General features: G+C 75.9%; 14 protein-coding genes. 11 read left to right on the plus strand and 3 right to left on the minus strand.

The genetic code is table 11. From position 1 onward, the window contains the following. Positions 1–160 precede the first annotated feature (160 nt). Positions 161–652, minus strand: coding sequence for a MarR family winged helix-turn-helix transcriptional regulator (locus FH969_RS03890; RefSeq protein WP_159096434.1), 492 nt, complete (start codon positions 650–652; stop codon positions 161–163). A gap of 58 nt (positions 653–710) precedes the next feature. Here FH969_RS03890 and FH969_RS03895 point away from each other — a divergent pair, with 58 nt between their 5' ends. Beyond that, on the plus strand, positions 711–2,084 hold the full coding sequence (locus tag FH969_RS03895; RefSeq protein ID WP_108718464.1) for a multidrug effflux MFS transporter: 1,374 nt from the start codon (positions 711–713) through the stop codon (positions 2,082–2,084). 203 nt (positions 2,085–2,287) lie between these two features. Here the strand turns inward: FH969_RS03895 and FH969_RS03900 are convergent, their stop codons facing one another. Beyond that, positions 2,288–3,652 carry an enterochelin esterase domain-containing protein gene (locus FH969_RS03900; protein ID WP_180359656.1) on the minus strand — a complete coding sequence of 455 codons (1,365 nt, stop codon included), beginning with the start codon at positions 3,650–3,652 and terminating at the stop codon, positions 2,288–2,290. Between the two features lie 132 nt (positions 3,653–3,784). Here FH969_RS03900 and FH969_RS03905 point away from each other — a divergent pair, with 132 nt between their 5' ends. The 3 genes from FH969_RS03905 (at position 3,785) to FH969_RS03915 (ending at position 6,669) form a co-directional block, all read left to right on the plus strand. Continuing rightward, positions 3,785–4,363 carry an NADPH-dependent F420 reductase gene (locus FH969_RS03905; RefSeq protein WP_139986211.1) on the plus strand — a complete coding sequence of 193 codons (579 nt, stop codon included), beginning with the start codon at positions 3,785–3,787 and terminating at the stop codon, positions 4,361–4,363. A 106-nt stretch (positions 4,364–4,469) separates the two neighbouring features. Then, the gene (locus FH969_RS03910; RefSeq protein WP_139986212.1) at positions 4,470–5,825 is read left to right on the plus strand and encodes a glycoside hydrolase family 2 TIM barrel-domain containing protein; all 1,356 of its coding nucleotides are present in this window, start codon (positions 4,470–4,472) and stop codon (positions 5,823–5,825) included. Then, positions 5,803–6,669 (plus strand): LON peptidase substrate-binding domain-containing protein, encoded by an 867-nt coding sequence (locus FH969_RS03915; RefSeq protein WP_246071693.1) that lies wholly within the window; start codon positions 5,803–5,805, stop codon positions 6,667–6,669. The genes FH969_RS03910 and FH969_RS03915 overlap by 23 nt, the downstream gene beginning before the upstream one ends. Before the next feature lie 36 nt (positions 6,670–6,705). Here FH969_RS03915 and FH969_RS03920 read toward each other — a convergent pair whose 3' ends face one another. After that, a complete protein-coding gene (locus FH969_RS03920; protein ID WP_139986213.1) occupies positions 6,706–7,707 on the minus strand; it encodes a DUF1684 domain-containing protein in 1,002 nt (333 codons plus the stop codon). 362 nt (positions 7,708–8,069) lie between these two features. Between FH969_RS03920 and FH969_RS03925 the strand changes: the two genes are divergently transcribed. The 7 genes from FH969_RS03925 to FH969_RS03955 are packed head-to-tail and all read left to right on the plus strand — an operon-like array spanning position 8,070 to position 15,104. Continuing rightward, positions 8,070–9,203 (plus strand): LLM class flavin-dependent oxidoreductase, encoded by a 1,134-nt coding sequence (locus FH969_RS03925; protein WP_139986214.1) that lies wholly within the window; start codon positions 8,070–8,072, stop codon positions 9,201–9,203. Beyond that, positions 9,200–10,648, plus strand: a complete 1,449-nt coding sequence (locus FH969_RS03930) for an NtaA/DmoA family FMN-dependent monooxygenase (RefSeq protein WP_139986215.1) — start codon at positions 9,200–9,202, stop codon at positions 10,646–10,648. Before FH969_RS03925 ends, FH969_RS03930 begins: the two co-directional genes overlap by 4 nt. Then, entirely contained in the window at positions 10,645–11,160 is a 516-nt protein-coding gene (locus FH969_RS03935; protein WP_139986216.1) for an NADPH-dependent FMN reductase, read from the plus strand. The genes FH969_RS03930 and FH969_RS03935 overlap by 4 nt, the downstream gene beginning before the upstream one ends. Next, positions 11,157–11,717: a flavin reductase family protein gene (locus FH969_RS03940; RefSeq protein WP_139986217.1), complete on the plus strand. Its 561-nt coding sequence runs from the start codon at positions 11,157–11,159 to the stop codon at positions 11,715–11,717. Before FH969_RS03935 ends, FH969_RS03940 begins: the two co-directional genes overlap by 4 nt. Beyond that, on the plus strand, positions 11,717–13,018 hold the full coding sequence (locus tag FH969_RS03945) for an LLM class flavin-dependent oxidoreductase (protein WP_139986218.1): 1,302 nt from the start codon (positions 11,717–11,719) through the stop codon (positions 13,016–13,018). The genes FH969_RS03940 and FH969_RS03945 overlap by 1 nt, the downstream gene beginning before the upstream one ends. 2 nt (positions 13,019–13,020) lie before the next feature. Next, the gene (locus FH969_RS03950; RefSeq protein WP_139986219.1) at positions 13,021–14,046 is read left to right on the plus strand and encodes an amidohydrolase; all 1,026 of its coding nucleotides are present in this window, start codon (positions 13,021–13,023) and stop codon (positions 14,044–14,046) included. After that, entirely contained in the window at positions 14,043–15,104 is a 1,062-nt protein-coding gene (locus tag FH969_RS03955; protein WP_139986220.1) for an ATP-grasp domain-containing protein, read from the plus strand. The genes FH969_RS03950 and FH969_RS03955 overlap by 4 nt, the downstream gene beginning before the upstream one ends. Positions 15,105–15,189: the final 85 nt, after the last annotated feature.

The raw sequence follows: 15,189 nt of genomic DNA on the forward strand, positions 1-15,189 counted from the left end.
GAACCCCACACGCCCCACACTCCCGACGACGATCAAGCCCCGATCAACGACCCCCACGAAACGACACCGGCGGATCCGGGCTGAGTTCCGCAGCCTCGGCGTGCGGGCGCCGCAGGCCTGAGCGGCGCAGGCCTGAGCGGCCAGCGCCGCGCGCCGCGCTTCAGTCCCGCGTCGCGGCCAGCCCGTCCGCGAGGGCGCCGAGGACGCGGACGGTCGCCTCGACGTCGGCCGCCGTCAGCGAACCCGCCTCGACGCCGAGCCGCACGCGCGCGGCCCACCGCCCCCGGATCGTGGTCCGGCTCGCGTGCGCCAGCGCGGTGAGGTGCAGGTGCACGACCCGGCCGTCCACGCCGTCGGGCCTGCGCTCCACGAAACCCTTGCGCACGAGCGCGGCGAGAGCCGCGCTCACGTTGCTGCGCTGCAGGGAGGTCGCCTCGGCGACCGCACCCGGCGTCGCGTCCGGCCGGTCCTCGATCGCCTTGAGCACCATCACCTCGGTGTGCGTGAGGGGGACGACGCCGTCGCCGTCGGGCCGCCCGACGTCGCGCGCGACGGCGTGCGCGAGCTCGGCGAGGTCGGCGAGCGTGTCGTCGGCCAGCGTGTCCTCGGCCACATCCGGGCGGGTCTCGGCAAGCAGGGCGTTGTCGGCCATGCGACCCAGCCTATATGGTGATGCGTCGATCATTATGGAAATATAAGTAAGGACAGTTGTGACGTCTCGCCCCCACCTGCTCACCACGCGCCTGCTGCTCGCGCTCGCGCTGCTCTCCGCCGTCGCGCCGTTCGCGACCGACCTCTACCTGCCCGCGTTCCCCGCGATGGCCACGGACCTCGGCACCGACCCGACCGCGATCCAGCTCACGCTCACCGCATTCCTCGTCGGCATGGCAGCGGGTCAGCTGATCTTCGGCCCGCTCTCGGACCGCCTCGGGCGCCGGCTCCCGCTCGTGATCGGGGCCGTGGTGTTCGTGCTCTCGAGCCTCGTCGTCGCGTTCGCGCCGACGATCGGCGTGCTCGTCCCCGCGCGGCTCGTCCAGGGGCTCGCCGGCTCGGCCGGGATGGTGCTCGGCCGCGCGATCATCTCCGACCTCGCCCGCGGTGAGGTCGCGGCGCGCGCCTTCACGCTCATGATGATCGTGGGAGGGGTCGCGCCGGTCGTGGCGCCGGTCGCGGGCAGCCTGCTCACCGAGGCGCTCGGCTGGCGCGGCACGCTCGGGGTGCTCACCGGCATTGCCGTGCTCATGCTGCTCGCCGTGCTCGCGGCCGTGCCGGAGACGCTGCCGGCGCACGCGCGTCGAGGTCGGCGCACGACGGCGTCGCTCGCCCTCGCGGCGGACGTCGCCGACGTGCCGGCGTGGGGGTCGCCCGCGTCGGGCGCGATCGTGAATGGTCCCGCGGTCGAGCCGACCCTGCCGCTGTGGCGCAACCGCACCTACCTCCTGTGCACGGCCGTGTTCGTGGCGTCGTTCGCCGTGATGATGGCGTACATCTCGGCCTCCCCGTTCGTGTACCAGGAGCTGATCGGCCTGAGCGCGGTGACCTACGGGCTCGTCTTCGGTGCCAACGCCCTCGCGCTCATGGCGACCAGCGCGGTCGCGTCCAAGCTGCTTTCGAGCCTCGGTTCCCGGCGCGTCATGGCGATGGGCCTCGCGGGGCTCGGCGTCGGGATCGTGCTGCTCGCTGCGACGGCCGCGTGGCTTCCGGTGGCCTTCCTGCCCGTCCCGATCCTGCTCACGGTGGCGTCGCTCGGCTTCATCCTCGGGACCGCCACCGCGCTCGCCCTCGATGCCGTGCGGGGGCCCGCGGGTTTCGCGTCGGCCGCACTCGGCGCCGCCCAGTTCGCCGCCGCGGGCCTGGTGTCGCCGCTGGTCGGGCTCGGCGGCGGCGTGTCCGTCACGCCGATGGTGCTCGTCATGGCCGTGGCGGGCGCCATCGCGATCGGGAGCGGCGTGCTCCACGCCGTCGGGAGTCGGAGTCGTGCGGACGTGGGTGACGCTGATGCGGCCGACCGCAGCGCCGCGGTCGACGCGGCTGACGCGGAGCCGGGCGAGCTCACCCTGGCCGGCGAGGGCGCCCAGGCGTAGCCGACGGCCGCACCGACCCCGGGGTAGCCCGACGCATTGACTGGTGGCACCGACGGATTGACTGGCCAGATCCCGTCCGGCGTGGCGGGCGCAGCATCGCCGCAGGTCAGAGGGTTGGCGGTCCGTGCGGTTTCGATCTGACCAGTCAATGCGCTCGGGCGACCAGTCACAGCGCACGGCAGTCCAAACCCACGCCCGCGGGCTCAGGCGCCTGCGCCCCGCAGCGCGTCAGGCAGCAGCGCGTCCCAGCAGACCTGGTCGTGTCCGCCGTCGAACTCGCGCCACGTGACGGTGGCGCGCCCGCGCAGCACCTCGCGCAGCCGCCGCGTGGGCTCGAGCAGCACCCACTCGCGCGTGCCGACCTCTAGGTGCACCCGGCCGAGGTGAACGGCGGAGCTCTCGATCGCCGTCGTGAGCCACTGCCCGGCTGAACCGGCTGTGCCGCCCGTGTTCGGCCACCAGAACGATCCCGACTGGCTCACGCTCACCCCGAACCGCTCCGGCGCCCGGCACTGCGCGTACACCGCGAGCAGGCCGCCGAGGCTGCGCCCGACGATGCTCGTGCGCGCGGGGTCGGCGGTGAGCGGGGCTCCGAGGAGCGCGGGGTCCGCGCCGTCGAGCGCACCACGCAGCGCGTCCACCATGTGCGGCGAGCACGTGAGGTCGCGACCGCGCGCGGCCATGTCCCCGCCCTCGACGAGCAGCGTCACGCGCCGCGGTGCGCCCTGCGCGGGGAGCGCGTCCAGCCGCGGGGCCGCCGAGACGGAGCCGGGAGCCGCAGGCTCGAGCCAGTGCTCGCCGTCGAGCAGCACCCGCACGTCCCATTCCGCCGGCGGCGGACCGGCCGGCACGTGCCACCATCCGCGCCGACCGCCCGGCAGTGCCGCTGGGACGAGCCGGCCGGGCGACACCGGCCCCGCGACCACCGGCGCACGCGGGGCGTCCGGTCCCCGCGCGACGGATGCTCCGCCGCCGTGCTCGCGCGCGAGCGGATCGGGCGCGGCGTGCGCGAGCAGGTTGAACCACGCCGCGATCGCCTCGTGGCGCTCGGGCAGCGACACGGCCAGCGCCCGCGCGCGGCGCGTCTCGAGCCCGCCGTGCTCGGCCCGCCCGCGTGTGCCGGCCGTCGCCTCGCCCGCGTCCACGGGCACGACGGCGAGCGCGTAGCTCCCGAGGAACGCTCGCCCCAGGCCGAGCGTGAGTGCCCAGACGTCGGTGTCCGGCACCGGCTCGAGGAGCGCGCTCTCGAGCGTCGAGGCGTCGGAGAGCTTGTTGACGAGCGCGGCGACGCGTCGGGCCGGGCCGCGCCAGAGGAACGTCACGAGGCAGTCGTGGGAGTCCAGCGTCTCCACCAGCGGGGTGCCCGCGCCGACGAGGTCGCGCCACTGGGCCTCGCGGGCGGCCACCGTCGTCGCGCTCCGCGCGGCCTCGGCGAACGCCGTCACGCGGGGTGAGACGCTGCGCGGCACGGGCTGCGGCCGGGCGTGCTGCGGCGGGACGCCCGCGGTGCGGGGGAGCGGGCCCGGCTCGGGGAAGGGCGCAGGGCCGCCGGCCGAGGTCGTGGACATCGCGTCGATCGTGGCACAGCGCCCCACTCGGTTGCGCCCGTCGGAACACGCCGGCGAACGCATTGGTTGACGCCTCAACCATCGTGGGTTACTATCTACTTGTAGCAACAACTAATCAGAGGAGTGAGAGAGATGACCAGCGTCACCATCATCGGAACCGGCAACATGGCCAACGCGATCGGCGGCGTGCTCGCCAAGGGCGGCGCCTCGGTGGGCTACGTGAGCCGCGAGGAGGCGGGGACTGCGCCGGTGACGGGCGACGTCGTTGTGCTCGCCGTGCCCTACCCCGCCCTCGCCGGTCTGGCCGAGGCCTACCGCGACCAGCTCGCGGGCAAGGTCGTCGTCGACATCACCAACCCGCTGGACTTCTCGACGTTCGACTCGCTCGTCGTGCCGGCGGGAAGTTCCGCTGCGGCCGAGCTCCAGGCGGCCCTCCCGGGCGCGCGCGTGGTCAAGGCGTTCAACACGACGTTCGCCGCGACCCTCGCGAGCGGCCAGGTCGGCGCGAACACGACGACGGTGCTCGTCGCGGGCGACCACGCGGACGCCAAGGCCACGCTCGTCGAGGCCGTGAAGGCCGGCGGCCTGCAGGCGATCGACGCCGGCTCGCTCGCGCGGGCCCACGAGCTCGAGGCGCTCGGCTTCCTCCAGCTCACCCTCGCCGCGGGCGAGAAGATCTCCTGGACCGGTGGGTTCGCCGTCGTCTCCTGACGGCTGAGGACACGCCCGACCACCGCGACCTCTCCGAAGCCGCCCGCCCCGCCCCTCACCGGCCCTCGCGTACGAACCGGTAGCCCATGCCGGGCTCCGTCACGAGGTGCCGGGGGTCCGCACGGACGGGACGCGCGACGGCGAGCTCGGCCTCGCCGTCGCCCTCACCGACACCCCGGGCGGGGTGGCCCTGCGCGCGGAGGTGCGCGACGCCGTCGGGCACCTCGTGGCGGGCGGGACGCTCGACACCCCCGATCGCGACGCTCCCGACGGCGAGCCCACCGTCGCGGGCCGGCTCACCATCCCCGACGTGCACGCGTGGGCGCCAGGTGACGGCTACCGGTACGACCTCGCGCTCGAGGTGCCCGACGGCGAGGGCTGCGTGCTCGACCGCTACGACCTCAAGGTCGGGATGCGCACGGTGCGGGTCGCCGGCGCGCGGCTGCTCGTCAACGACGAGCCGGTCCACCTGCGCGGCTTCGGGCGGCACGAGGACCAGCTCGTGCACGGCAAGGGGCACGACCCGGTGCTCGCGGTGCACGACCACGCCCTGCTCGCGTGGTTCGGGGCGAACTCCTTCCGCACCGCGCACTACCCGCACGCGGAGGAGGTGCTCGACCTCGCGGACGAGGACGGCCTGCTCGTCATCGACGAGGCGCCCGCGGTCGGGCAGAACGAGGCGTTCTCGGGCGGGCGGCTCGCACCCGCGACGTTCGGCGAGGGCCCCGGCTTCATCGGCGCCGCCGCACAGGAGGCGCACGCGCGGCTGCTGCGCGAGCTCGTCGCGCGCGACCGCAACCACCCGAGCGTGGTGGCGTGGAGCGTCGCGAACGAGCCGACGTCGTCCGCGCCGCTCGCGGGGGAGTACTTCGGACCGCTCTTCGCGCTGGCGCGCACCCTCGACCCGACCCGGCCGGTGACCTTCGCGAACGAGGGCCGCCACCGCCCCGAGACCTGCCGGGTCACGCCGATGGCCGACCTGCTCCTGCTGAACCGCTACTACGGCTGGTACGAGGACTATGCCGACCTGGAGTCCGCGGAGCAGCACCTGCGCGCCGAGCTCGCGACGTGGGCGGCGCTCGGCAAGCCGATCGTGGTGAGCGAGTACGGCGCGGACGCGCTGCCGGGCACGCACCACGCCGACCCCGAGCCGTGGTCGGAGGAGTACCAGGCCGCGGTGCTCGAGATGAGCGGTCGGGTGTTCGACGGCGAGTCCGCCGTGGTCGGCGAGCACGTCTGGGCGTTCGCCGACTTCGCGACGGCGCCCGGCCTCATCCGCGCCGACGGCAACCGCAAGGGCGTGCTCACGCGCGACCGGCGACCGAAGGCGGCGGCGTGGGTGCTGCGGAGGCGGTGGCGCGCGCGGGCGGCCGGCGAGCGCGCTGACGGCGAGCGCGAGGAGGGGGCGCCGACGCCCGAGGGCGGTGTTGACTGGGGCGATGGAGGCAGGTCTGCCGAGTGACGAGTTGCACGAGCGGGCGCGCGACGGCGACGGCGAGGCGCCGGACGGCGCAACGCCCGACGGCGAGGCGCCGGACGGCGCAACGCCCGACGGCGAGGCGCCGGACGGCGCAACGCCCGACGGCGAGGCGCCCGACAAAGGCGCTGCGCCCGAGGACATCACGAGCGTCCCCGGCGCGCGCCCCGGCACCGCGATGTTCCCGCTCGCGTCCGTGCTCCTGCCGCACGTGCCGATCCGGCTGCGGATCTTCGAGCCGCGCTACCGCGTGATGCTCGGCCGCATCCTCGCGTCCGGCCGGCCGGAGTTCGGCGTCGTGCTCATCGAGCGCGGGACGGAGGCCGGCGGCGGCGAGGTGCGCTTCGGCGTCGCGACCATGGCGCACATCGTGCAGATGGCGGCGCAGGACGACGACGTGCTCGTCGTCGCGCAGGGCACGCACCGCGTCGAGGTGCTCGCCTGGGGCGAGGACGACCCGTACCCGGTCGCGACCGTACGCGCGCTGCCCGAGCTCGCCTGGGACGACGACCTCGAGCCGCTGCGCGAGCAGACCGAGCACCTGGTCCGCGGCGTCCTTGCGCGCGCCGCGGAGTTCGCCGAGACCGACTGGGACCCCGACGTCGGGCTGTCCGAGGACCCCGTCGAGGCCGCCTGGCAGCTCGCCGCTATCGCGCCGATCGGTCCGCTGGACCGCTACCGGCTGCTCCGCGCCGGCAGCGCCGAGGAGCTTCTCAGCACCACGCGGTCGCTCACCGAGGACGCGCTCGACACCCTCGAGCCCACCCTCGGTGGCGACACCGTCGACCAGGCCCTCTGGCGCTGGCTCGACGAGGACGGCGGCGCCTGAGCGCAGCACGCCCGCGCGGAGCCCGACGGCGAGCGCTCAGCCGTCCTGCACCGCGCCACCCAGCAGCTGGGGTCCCGGCAGCGCGGTCGGCCCGCCCTCGGTGGGCGGCACGCCGGTGCGGCCCGACGGCGAGCGCTCGCCCGCCTCGACGGCCCACGGCAGCGCGTTGCCCTCGATCGGGCGCGGGCAGGTGCCGAAGTCGGAGAACGCGTAGGGGAAGTTGACGGTGCGGTTGAGGTCGACCTCGCCGTCGCCGTCGGCCGGGTCGCCGAGCACGGCGACGGCGCGCCAGGCCGAGGAGGTGACGCCCGACGTCGCGTCCGTGAACGCGACGGACCACGACGACGGCGAGCCGGTCGCCACGAGACGGACCTCCTCGCCGTCGCGCTCGAGGACGACCTCGCCGACGGCGTTCGCGCGCTGCGTGAGGCCCGGCGCGGCCGCGCCGACGACGACCGAGCGGGGCGCGGCGTACGGCTCGAGCCGGGCCGTGAGGCGCCAGGCGGGGTCGTAGTCCCAGGTCGGCACGCCGTCGAAGGACGTGCGGGCGGGCGCCTGCGGGTCGCGCAGCCGCAGCGCGTAGTAGCCGCCGCGGCGTAGCACCTCGACGCGGACCTCGGTCTCGTCGTCGTCTGCGCTAGCAGCGTCGTCGGCGGCGTCACCAGCGCCGGACCGGAACGCCGCGAACGGCACGGCGCCGGCCTCGCCGACGGCGACGGAGGCCTCGCCGTCGAGCACGCCGGTCGCGCGGCCCAGTGAGGCGGCATCGGCAGCGCCGGACGCAGCGTCACTCGACCCGAGGAGGCGCAGCCCGTCCGCGGTGCGCGCGGCGACGTGAGCCTCGCCGTCAGCCACCCACCACGACCCCGGGACGCCGGGCACCGCGGCGGGCTCGTCGCCGAGCCAGACGAAGCCGACCACGCTGAGCCAGTCGTGCGGGCGGGCGAGGTCGGCCTCGCGGCGTGCGCGAAAGGCGAGCCAGTCCTGGACGTCGACGTCGGCTGAGACGACGCCGGGTGCGCGGGTGTCGATGGACATCGGGGGACTCCTCGGTTCAGGTGAGAGCGAGCTGACGTGACGGGATGCGAAGCAGTGGCGAGCCGGGTGGGGCCGGTGGCTCGACCGGTTCCGCGGACGGTAAGCACGCCCGACGCCGCGTCACGCCGGAGCCCGCGACGTCTCGCCATCCGGACCGACCGTCCCACCTCGAGCCCGGCGCTACAGCGGCCTCCGAGTGCCCCGTCTCAGCCCCTGAGACGCGCCGAGGCCGCCCGAGCCGCCTTCCGGCAGGTGGTTAGCGTCCCGAACCAGCACAGCCCCCCGAACCAGCACCGCCCGAACAGCCCAGCCCCGCCCTCACCCACGACCGCCCCCGGTCCCCCACTGCCAGGAGGTGCCCCATGGCGCACCAGCCCCTCGTCGTCGCCGTCGAGCTCGACGGCTTCGGCGCCCACCCCGCCGCGTGGCGGGCGAGCACCGAGCGTCCCGACGCCGTGCTCGACCCCGCCGCGCTGCGTCGCACCGTGCTCGCCGCCGAGAACGCCGGCTTCGCCTTCGCGACGTTCGACGACGCCCTCACCACGACCGACGCGACCGCGCACCCCGCCGAGGTCGCCGCCCGGCTCGACGCGATCGTCCGTGCGTCCTTCGCCGGCCCGCTCACGACCCGGCTCGGCCTCGCCCCGCGCGTCCAGCCGCGCAGCGTCGAGCCCTTCCACCTCGCCGCGCAGCTCGCGTCGCTCGACATCGCCACGCTGGGCCGCGCGGGCTGGGTCGTGGGCGACGACGACCAGCCGGGCCTCGCCGACGCGCTCGACCGCGTGGTCCCCGAGACGCCCGAGGCCCGCCGGCAGGAGGTGCGCGACGTCGTCACGACCGTCCGCCGGCTGTGGGACTCGTGGGAGGACGACGCCGTCATCAAGGACGTCACCACCGGCCGCTACATCGACGCCGACCGGGTGCACAACGTCGAGGTCACCACCGCGACGTTCTCGGTGCACGGTGCGAGCATCACGCCGCGTCCGCCGCAGGGCCACCCCGTCGTCATCGCGCCGGAGGACGTGCTCGACCCGTCGCTCGCCGACGTCACGCTCGTCGCCGGGCCCGACGCCGAGGAGGTCGCCTTCCGCGCCGAGCGCGCCCGCCGCCAGGGCGCGACGCGCGTCCTGGCCGAGATCGCCGTCGTGCTCGACGACGACACCGCCCCGGGCGCAGGCGGTCAGGGGAACCGCGGCTCGGCCGCCCAGCGCCTCGCGGCGCTCGACGCGCACGTGCCGTGGCAGCCGGACGCACTCCGGTTCGTCGGCTCGAGCTTCGGGCTGGTGGCGCTGCTCGAGCAGCTCGCCCCCGCGGTCGACGGTGTGCGGCTGCACCCCGCGGTGCTCACCTCCGACCTGCGCGTGCTCACCCGGCAGGTGCTCCCGCGCCTGCACGCCACGCGGCTCGCGCGCGCCCCCCGTCTCGGCCAGAGCCTGCGCGACGTGCTCGGCCTCGACCGCCCCGAGAACGTGTTCTCCCGGAAGGACGTCGCATGACCACCGCCAACCCCGCCCACGCGGCAGCCACCGCGGGCGCCGCCCCGGCGCCGATCACCCGCCCCGACGCCCAGGTGCACTTCGGCGTCTTCTTCCAGGGCGTCAACCACCACACCGTGTGGTCGGACCCGCGCTCGGGCTCGCAGACCGACTTCGCCTCGTTCGTGCACGTCTCTCGGACCGCCGAGCGCGGCCTCTTCGACGCGTTCTTCCTCGGCGAGGGCCTGCGCCTGCGGGAGAGCCACGGGCGCCTGCACGACCTCGACGTCGTGGGCCGGCCCGACGCGATCACCCAGCTCTCGGCGCTCGCCGCGCTGACGAGCCGGATCGGCCTCGTCGCGACGCAGAACACCACGTACAACGACCCGGCCGATCTCGCGCGCCGGCTCGCGAGCCTCGACGTGCTCTCCGGCGGTCGCGCCGCCTGGAACGTCGTGACCACCGACAACGCGTGGACCGGGGCGAACTTCCGCCGCGGCGGCTACCTCGACCACGAGGACCGGTACGTGCGGGCCGAGGAGATCGTGCGCGCCGCGCAGGCGATCTGGGACTCCTTCGCCGACGACGCCGTGGCCACCTCGCGGGATGCGGCCAGCTGGGCGCAGCCCGGCTCGGTCGCGCCGGTGGCGCGCGAGGGCCGCACGCTGCGCACGCACGTCACCCCGACCGTGCCGCGCAGCCCGCAGGGCCATCCGGTGCTCTTCCAGGCCGGCGACTCCCCGGCCGGGCGCACCTTCGCCGCGAACAACGTCGACGTGATCTTCTCGGCGCACGGCTCCGACCTCGACGACGCCCTCGCGTTCGCCCGCGACGTGCGCCGCCGCGTGGTGGCCGCCGGCCGGCCAGCCGACGACGTGAAGATCTTCCCCGGCACGTCCTTCGTCCTCGCCGACACCGAGGCCGAGGCGCGCGAGAAGCAGCGCTGGCTCGTGCGCGAGCAGGTCACGCCCGCCACGTCGCTCTCGCTCATCGGGCAGATCTGGGGCGAGGACCTGTCCCACCTCGACCCCGACGGCCCGCTGCCCGACCACGACCCGGTCGCGCGACCGATCGACGGCACGCGCGGTGCGGCCCGCCAGGGCGCGGACCCGACGGCGATCGCGCGCGCCCTGCGCACGCGCGCCGAGCAGGAGGGCCTGTCGATCCGCGAGGTCGTCATCGCCACGGACCGCGGCCACAACGGCTTCGTCGGCACGCCGGACTCCGTGGCCGAGCGGCTCATCCGGTTCGTGCGGACCGGCGCGGCCGACGGCTTCAACATCTCGCCCTGGCTCGTGCCCGACGGCCTCGACGACATCGTCGACAGGCTCGTCCCGGCCCTCCAGGAGCGCGGCGCCTACCGCACCGCGTACGAGGGCACCACGCTGCGCGAGCACCTCGGCCTGCGCGCACCGCTCACCCGCCGGCAGGCGAACGGCACCGAGCGCACGGCGGTCGGCGCATGAGCGTCGTCGTCCTCTCGGGCAACCCCCGCCCGGGCTCGCGGACCAGCGCGACGGCGCTCGCCGTCGCCCGCGCGGTGGTCGTGGCGGGCGCGGCCGACGGCGCCGACGCGTCGATCGAGACGGTCGAGCTGGCCGACATCGCCGGCGAGGTGCTCGTCGGCGGCGCCGGCCTGGAGGCCGCGCGCGACACGGTGCGCGCCGCGCGCCTGCTCGTCGTCGCGACGCCCGTGTACAAGGGCGCCTACACCGGCCTGCTCAAGGCGTTCCTCGACACCTACGACGGCGGAGAGCTCGCCTCGGTGACGGCGCTCGCCGTGGTCGTGGCCGGCCAGCCCGGGCACCTGCACGCGGGGGAGACCCACCTGCGCCCGGTGCTGCTCGAGCTCGGGGCACAGGTCCCGGCGCCGACGTTCGCGATCGCGCAGGGGCGGCTCGGCGACCTCGACGAGCTGCTGCCCGGGTGGGTGGCGCGGTACGGCCACCTGCTCGCACCCGCCGCGGTGCCCGCATGAGTGCGCAGCCCGTGAGCGCGCTGCGGCCGGACGGCGCACGCGGTGAGGGCGACGGGGTCGTGCGGGACCAGGCCCTGTTCCGCGAGGTCTTCCGGCGCCACCCCGCGGGCGTGGCGGTCGTGACCCTGCTGGACCCGGTGTTCGGCCGGCCGGTCGGGTTCACCGCGACGTCGGTCATCTCGGTGTCGGCCGACCCGCCCACGCTCGCGTTCTCGATCTCGCGCGGCTCGTCGTCCTGGCCCGCGCTGAGCCAGGCCGACGGCATCGTCGTGAACTTCCTGCCCTCGGGCCACACCGCGCTGTCGCAGCGCTTCGCCACGCACGGCATCGACCGGTTCGAGGGCGTCGCGTGGCGTCCGCTCGACTCGGGCGAGCCCGTGCTCGCCGGCACCACCTGGGTGCACGCACGCGTCGCGGACCGGCACCCGACGGCGGACTCGGCGCTCGTCGTCGCGCGCGTCGTGCAGGGGGCCGTGGGCGACGAGACGCCGCTCGTGTTCTTCGACCGCGGCTACCACGGGTTGTTCGCGCTGCCCCCGCTGAGCGAGGGGATCTGATGACCGACGAGACGCGCGAGCAGCCCGGCCGGGCCGTCCGGCACGTGCCGCTGTCCGTGCTCGAGCTCGCCCCGGTGAGCGAGGGCTCCGGACCCGGCGAGGCGCTGGCGGCGGCGCTCGACGTCGTCGCGACCGTCGAGGCCGAGGGCTACGAGCGGATCTGGTTCGCCGAGCACCACACCACGCCGGGCGTCGTCTCGACGTCGCCCGCCGTGCTCGCGGCCGTCGCCGCGGAGCGCACCCACCGCATCCGCGTCGGCTCCGGCGCGGTGCTCCTCGCGCACACGCCGCCGGCGGTCGCCGTCGAGCAGTTCGCGACGGTCGCGCGCCTGCACCCGGGCCGGGTCGACCTCGGCCTGGGTCGCGCCGGCATCCCCAGCGGAGGTGCCGCGCCCGGGAGCCGCGACGCCGGCGCCGGTGCGCCGGCGCCCGCGGCGCAGCCCGCGGCCCCCGCCGTACCGGCGCCCCCCGCGCAGGACCGCTGGGTCGAGGGCCTGCTCGTGCCGCCCCCGCCGCCGTTCTCCCTCACCGACCCCGGGATCCGCGAGCGGTTCGCCGCACGCGCCGACGTCGTGGGCCGGCGCGCCGAGATCGGCGACTACCGCGACGAGCTCGCGGTGGCGCTGGACCTGCTCGGCGCCGGACGGCCGGCCCGCACCGGCGAGCGCGTCGTGAGCGGCGTCGCGAGCGGCGCGGACGTGCAGGTCTGGGCGCTCGCGAGCAGCCCCGGCGAGAGCGCCCGGGTGGCCGGCGAGCTCGGCCTCCCGCTCGCCGCGAACTACCACGTGAGCCCCTCCAGCGTGCTCGAGACGGTCGCCGCCTACCGCGACGCGTTCCGACCCGGCGTGCTGCCCGCGCCCTACGTCCTCGTGTCGGTCGACGTGCTCGCCGCCGCGACGGCGGAGCGGGCCGAGGCCCTCGGCCGCGGGTTCGACGCGTGGGTGCTCGCGATCCGGTCGGAGTCCGGCTCGATCCCCTACCCGCGCCCCGACGCACCCGAGCGCTCGTGGACGACGGGGGAGCGCGCCCTGGTCGCGGACCGCGTGCGCACGCGGTTCGTCGGCACGGGCGAGGTGGTGGCCGACGGCCTCGAGGCGCTCGTGCGCGCCACCGGCGCCGACGAGCTGCTGCTCACGACGATCGCCCACGACGTCGAGGCGCGCACCGAGTCCTTCCGCCTCGTCGCGCAGGCGTGGGCTCGCCGTCGGGCGCTGGACGTTGAGTGCGACGGCGACGAGACCGCCGGCTGCGCACAACACGACGAGCGCGCCGCCGACCGCGCGGACGCCCTGGTCCCGTAGCGATGAGCACCGCGACTACCGCGACCGGCTCCGCCCCCTCGCGCGCGTACCTCGACCTCCTCGAGGCGACCACGCGCCGTCGGGCGCTCGCGTTCGAGCCGCTCACGTCGACGCACACGGGCGCTCCCGAGGCGGCCGCGGCGGCCGTGCGCCGCGCGGCGGCCGAGGGGCGGGACGACGTCGCGACCCTGGCGGGCGTGGTGCACGACCTCGCCGAGGTCGCGTTCGAGGAGCACGCCTCGGTCGCCGCGATCGCCGACCTGCTCACGCGGCACGGCATCGAGGTCGAGACCGGCACGCACAGCCTCGCGACGTCGCTGAGCGCCCGCGTCGGGCTCGCGCCGGGCGACGGCGGCACGGGCACGATCGCGATCGTCGCGGAGTACGACGCGCTGCCCGGCATCGGGCACGCGTGCGGCCACCACCTCATCGCCGCCTCGGCGACCGGCGCGTTCCTCGCGCTCGCGGCGCAGGCGCGCGACCTGCCGGGCGAGGTCGTGCTGCTCGGGACGCCCGCCGAGGAGGGCGGCTCGGGCAAGGAGCTGCTCTGGCGCGAGGGCTTCTTCGACGGCGTGGACGCGGCGGTCATGCTGCACCCGTTCTCCTACGACGTGGTGGACCACCCGTTCCTCGGGCGGCGCCAGCTCGTGGTGACCTACCGCGGCGTGGCCGCGCACGCGTCCGCGCAGCCGTTCATGGGCCGCAACGCGCTCGACGCCGCCGCGCTGAACTACCAGGCCGTCGGCCTGCTGCGCCAGCACCTGCCGCCGAGCGACCGCGTGCACGGCGTGGTCCGCGAGGGCGGCGACCGGCCGTCGATCGTGCCGGAGCTCGCGCGCCTGGAGTACTACGTGCGCTCGGCGCACCCGGAGACCTTGCGGGACCTGTCCCGGCGGCTCGAGGACGTCGCGGTGGGCCTCGCGCTCACGGCGCTGGACTGGCTGCACGACGGCGAGCTGCGCGCCGCGGCCGTCGCCGACTTCGAGGCGGCGGGCGGCGTGGTCGACGTCGAGGGGTACTTCGCGTGAGCGCCTCCCCGTCCGACGCGCAGCCCGTGGTGCACGCGATCCACGAGAACCCCGACTGGTTCGGGCCCTCCGCCGACGCGTTCCGCGAGCGCGGCATCCCCTACCGCGAGTGGCTGCTCACCGACGGCGGCGCCGTCGACCTCGACGAGCCGCCGCCGCCCGGCGTGTACTGGTCGCGGTTCTCGGCGTCCTCGCACACCCGCGGGCACGCGCTCGCGAAGGAGCACACCCGCGCGGTCCTCGCCTGGGCCGCGGCCGCCGGCCGCCGCGTGGTCAACGGGCGCAGCGCGCTCGAGGCCGAGGTGAGCAAGGTGGTGCAGCTCGCCACCCTGCGCCGGCACGGCCTCGAGGTCCCGCGCACGACGGCGGTCGTCGGCACCGCGGACCTCCTCGCCGCAGCCCGTGGGCTCGTCGCGCGGACCGGGGGACCGTTCCTCACCAAGCACAACCAGGGCGGCAAGGGTCTCGGCGTCGCGCGGTTCGACGACGTGGGCGCGTTCGCCGCGGCGCTCGCGGCGGGCGACGTGCCCACGCCCGTGGACGGCGTGACGCTGCTGCAGGAGTACGTCCCGCCGGCCGACGGCACGATCACGCGCGTGGAGCTCGTGGCCGGCGAGCTCGTCTACGCCATCCGCGCCGACACGGTGCACGGTGGCTTCCAGCTCTGCCCGGCGGACGCGTGCGCGCTCGACCCGCTCACCGGGGCACCGCTGCTGCCGCCGGGGGCGCAGCTGGCGCCGGTGCCGGGGCAGTCGCTGTTCTCCCTCGACGCGGAGTTCGGCACCCGGCCCGGCGAGGACGCGCTGCTCGCGGGGTACCGCGCCGTGCTGGCCGAGCTCGGCGTCGAGATCGCGGGCGTCGAGCATCTGCGCGCCGCCGACGGTCGGGTGCTCACCTACGACGTCAACACCAACACCAACTACAACGCCGAGGTGGAGGCGGTGGCGCCGCGGTCGGGTCCCGGCGCCATCGCCGACCACCTCGGGGCGCTGCTGCGCGCCGAGGTGGCGCGCTCCGCCGTCGGGCACGCGGGTGTCGCTCCGCCTGCGGGGCGCTGACCGCGCGGCCTGTCTCCGTCCCTCGCTCTGTCTGTCTCTGTTCCGTCTGCTCCTGTGCTTCTCGTCCCCTGAAAGGCGGCCCGCC

It is taken from the genome of Miniimonas arenae (genome assembly GCF_006351005.1).
GTDB classification, from domain to species: Bacteria; Actinomycetota; Actinomycetes; order Actinomycetales; family Beutenbergiaceae; genus Miniimonas; species Miniimonas arenae.

Bases quoted from the DNA above. Each gene is read 5' to 3' on its own strand.
- FH969_RS03900 (WP_180359656.1), bottom strand. From the start codon at position 3,652: ATGTCCACGACCTCGGCCGGCGGCCCTGCGCCCTTCCCCGAGCCGGGC.
- FH969_RS03925 (WP_139986214.1), top strand. From the start codon at position 8,070: ATGGCGCACCAGCCCCTCGTCGTCGCCGTCGAGCTCGACGGCTTCGGC.
- FH969_RS03915 (WP_246071693.1), top strand. From the start codon at position 5,803: ATGGAGGCAGGTCTGCCGAGTGACGAGTTGCACGAGCGGGCGCGCGAC.
- FH969_RS03935 (WP_139986216.1), top strand. From the start codon at position 10,645: ATGAGCGTCGTCGTCCTCTCGGGCAACCCCCGCCCGGGCTCGCGGACC.
- FH969_RS03905 (WP_139986211.1), top strand. From the start codon at position 3,785: ATGACCAGCGTCACCATCATCGGAACCGGCAACATGGCCAACGCGATC.
- FH969_RS03890 (WP_159096434.1), bottom strand. From the start codon at position 652: ATGGCCGACAACGCCCTGCTTGCCGAGACCCGCCCGGATGTGGCCGAG.
- FH969_RS03920 (WP_139986213.1), bottom strand. From the start codon at position 7,707: ATGTCCATCGACACCCGCGCACCCGGCGTCGTCTCAGCCGACGTCGAC.
- FH969_RS03930 (WP_139986215.1), top strand. From the start codon at position 9,200: ATGACCACCGCCAACCCCGCCCACGCGGCAGCCACCGCGGGCGCCGCC.
- FH969_RS03950 (WP_139986219.1), top strand. From the start codon at position 13,021: ATGAGCACCGCGACTACCGCGACCGGCTCCGCCCCCTCGCGCGCGTAC.
- FH969_RS03940 (WP_139986217.1), top strand. From the start codon at position 11,157: ATGAGTGCGCAGCCCGTGAGCGCGCTGCGGCCGGACGGCGCACGCGGT.
- FH969_RS03945 (WP_139986218.1), top strand. From the start codon at position 11,717: ATGACCGACGAGACGCGCGAGCAGCCCGGCCGGGCCGTCCGGCACGTG.